4 protein-coding genes are annotated in these 2,675 nt (G+C 65.0%); all 4 read left to right on the top strand.

From position 1 onward, the window contains the following. Nucleotides 1-597: KUP/HAK/KT family potassium transporter (locus KGM94_RS24800; protein WP_300265260.1), on the top strand; the 597-nt coding region annotated here is incomplete at its 5' end. Nucleotides 598-729: 132 nt separating this feature from the next. Further along, nucleotides 730-1,056 carry a rhodanese-like domain-containing protein gene (locus KGM94_RS24795; protein ID WP_300265257.1) on the top strand — a complete coding sequence of 109 codons (327 nt, stop codon included), beginning with the start codon at nucleotides 730-732 and terminating at the stop codon, nucleotides 1,054-1,056. A gap of 7 nt (nucleotides 1,057-1,063) precedes the next feature. Then, on the top strand, nucleotides 1,064-2,233 hold the full coding sequence (locus KGM94_RS24790; protein WP_300265254.1) for an aminotransferase: 1,170 nt from the start codon (nucleotides 1,064-1,066) through the stop codon (nucleotides 2,231-2,233). 6 nt (nucleotides 2,234-2,239) lie between these two features. After that, nucleotides 2,240-2,675, top strand: a 436-nt coding sequence (locus tag KGM94_RS24785; RefSeq protein ID WP_300265251.1) for an extracellular solute-binding protein, incomplete at its 3' end; no start/stop codon positions are given.

Raw genomic sequence — 2,675 nt, 5'->3', positions numbered from 1 at the left:
GTGCCGTTAGCGCTCGGCGCCATCATGATCATCCTGATGTACACGTGGCGGCGCGGCAGCCGGCTCTTGTTCGAGAAGTCGCGCAAGCTCGAGTTCCCGCTCGCCGACCTCGTGGCGATGCTCGAGAAGCGGCCGCCGCAGCGGGTGCCGGGCACGGCGGTGTTCCTCACCTCCGATCCCCTCAGCGCGCCGACCGCCCTCATGCACAGTCTGAAGCACTACAAGGTGCTGCACGAGAAGAACGTCATCCTCACCATCGAGACTGCTCCGACGCCCCGGATCGACCCGGGCGAGCGGGTCAAGCTGGAACAGGTCAGCCCGACCTTCTCCAAGGTGACGCTCAAGTTCGGCTTCATGGAATCGCCCAACGTGCCAAAGGCGCTGGCGATCGCCCGCAAGCTCGGCTGGCAGTTCGACATCATGTCGACCTCGTTCTTCCTGTCGCGCCGGGCGCTCAAGCCGGCCGCCCATTCCGGCATGCCGCGCTGGCAGGACCGGCTGTTCATCCAGCTCAGCCGCTCGGCGAACGACGCCACCGATTATTTCCAGATTCCCAGCGGCCGCGTGGTCGAGGTCGGCACTCAAGTCACGATTTAGCCGCCTGCGACTGAGGCTTAGGTTGCGAGACGCGGCTCAAGCCTTTGCAGCGCTTGATTTTTGCGGTCCAAGAGGCGAGGTTGCCGCCGACCGAGACGGCCCGACGAAACCCTCGGATTTTGGGAGGATGGAGTGACGAACCAGGTGCAGGATCTGACCCCGGACGAGGTCTTCGAGGGGATCGAGGACGGGCGCTATCTGCTCGTCGACGTCCGCGAGCCGAACGAAGTCGCGGCCGAAGCCTATCCGTTCGGCGTCGTCGTGCCGCTCTCGACCTTCGACCCCAGGGCGATTCCCGATCCGCAAGGCAAGCAGGTCGTATTCGCCTGCCGCTCCGGCAAACGTTCGGTGACGGCCTCGCTGGCCGCGCAAGCCGCGGGCCTCGTCTACGACAAGCATCTTGCGGGCGGCATCCTGGGCTGGAAGGCAGCCGGATTGCCGACCAAGGTCGGCGGCTGAGCTGGTCATGACCTCCCTGAACAAGGTCTTCGCGGATCTTCCCGTCACGATCTTCGAGGCGATGTCGCAGGCCGCGCGCGACAACGACGCCATCAATCTCGGCCAGGGCTTTCCGGACGATCCGGGACCCGAGGACATCCGTCGTGCCGCGGCCGACGCCGTCCTCAACGGCTACAACCAGTACCCGTCGATGATGGGCATTCCCGAATTGCGCCAGGCGATAGCGGCCCATTACGGTCATTGGCACGGCCTTGAGCTCGATCCGATGAGCGAGGTGATGGTGACCTCGGGCGGCACCGAGGCGCTGACCTCGGCGATCCTGGCCGTGGTCGAGCCCGGCGACGAGGTGATCTGCTTCCAGCCGGTCTACGATTCCTACCTGCCGATCATCCGCCAGGCCGGCGGCATTCCGCGCCTCGTGCGGCTCGAGCCGCCGGGCTGGCGGCTGAACGAGGACATGCTGAAAAGCGTCTTCAACTCAAAGACCAAGGCGGTCCTCTTCAACAATCCGCTGAACCCGTCGGCGGTGGTCTATCCGCGCGAGGACCTCGAGCTTCTGGCCCGTTACTGCCAGGAGTTCGACGTGATCGCGATCTGCGACGAAGTCTGGGAGCACGTCACCTTCGATGAGCACAAGCACATCCCGCTGATCACCATCCCCGGCATGCGCGACCGCACCATCAAGGTCGGCTCGGCCGGCAAGATCTTTTCGCTGACCGGCTGGAAGATCGGATTCGTCTGCGCTGCGCCGCCGCTGTTGCGCGTCGCCGCCAAGGTGCACCAGTTCCTGACCTTCACCACGGCGCCCAACCTGCAGGCCGCGGTCGCCTATGGCCTGTCCAAGCCTGACTCGTATTTTTTCGACATGCGCAAGTCGCTGGCGAAGAGCCGCGATCGTTTGACGGCCGGGCTGAAGAGCCTGGGTTTCCCGGTCCTGAAGTCGCAGGGCACCTATTTCCTCACCGTCGACCTGTCGCCGCTCGGGCTGAACGAGTGCGATGCCGAGTTCTGCTGGCGGATCGTCCGGGACTACAAGGTCGCGGCGATCCCGGTGTCGGCCTTCTACGAGAAGGACCCGGTGACCTCGGTGGTGCGCTTCTGCTTTTCCAAGAGGGACGAGACGCTCGACACCGCGCTGGAGCGGTTGTCGGATGCGGTGCACGGACGCAAGAGGTAGGGGACGATGGCCAACGCCCGCCGCTCGGGACTGCGCTTCGCCGGCGCGATCGCCGCGGCTCTGGCGCTGCTCGCGCCGCCCGCCTCGGCGCAGCAGCGCGCCGTCAACTTCTACAACTGGTCCAATTACATAGCCCCGGGCGTGCTGGAGGCCTTCACCAGGGAAACTGGCATCAAGGTGGTCTACGACACCTTCGACGCCAACGAGACGCTGGAGACGCGGCTGATGGCCGGCAAGTCCGGCTACGACGTCGTGGTGCCCACCGCCTATTTCCTGCAGCGCCAGATCAAGGCGGGCATCTTCCAGAAGCTCGACAAGTCGAAGCTGCCGAACCTCGTCAACGCTTGGCCCGTGGTGACCGAGCGGCTCGCGACCTACGATGCCGGCAATGTCTACGCCGCCAACTACATGTGGGGCACCACCGGCATCGGCTACAACGTCA

The organism is Bradyrhizobium sp., from assembly GCF_028868675.1.
Lineage (GTDB): Bacteria > Pseudomonadota > Alphaproteobacteria > Rhizobiales > Xanthobacteraceae > Bradyrhizobium.
Note: the sequence above shows the minus strand (reverse complement) of the source record. Positions and strands in the feature narration are given on the sequence as shown.

Coding starts and splice junctions, on each gene's coding strand:
- KGM94_RS24790 (WP_300265254.1), top strand. CDS start 1,064: ATGACCTCCCTGAACAAGGTCTTCGCGGATCTTCCCGTCACGATCTTC.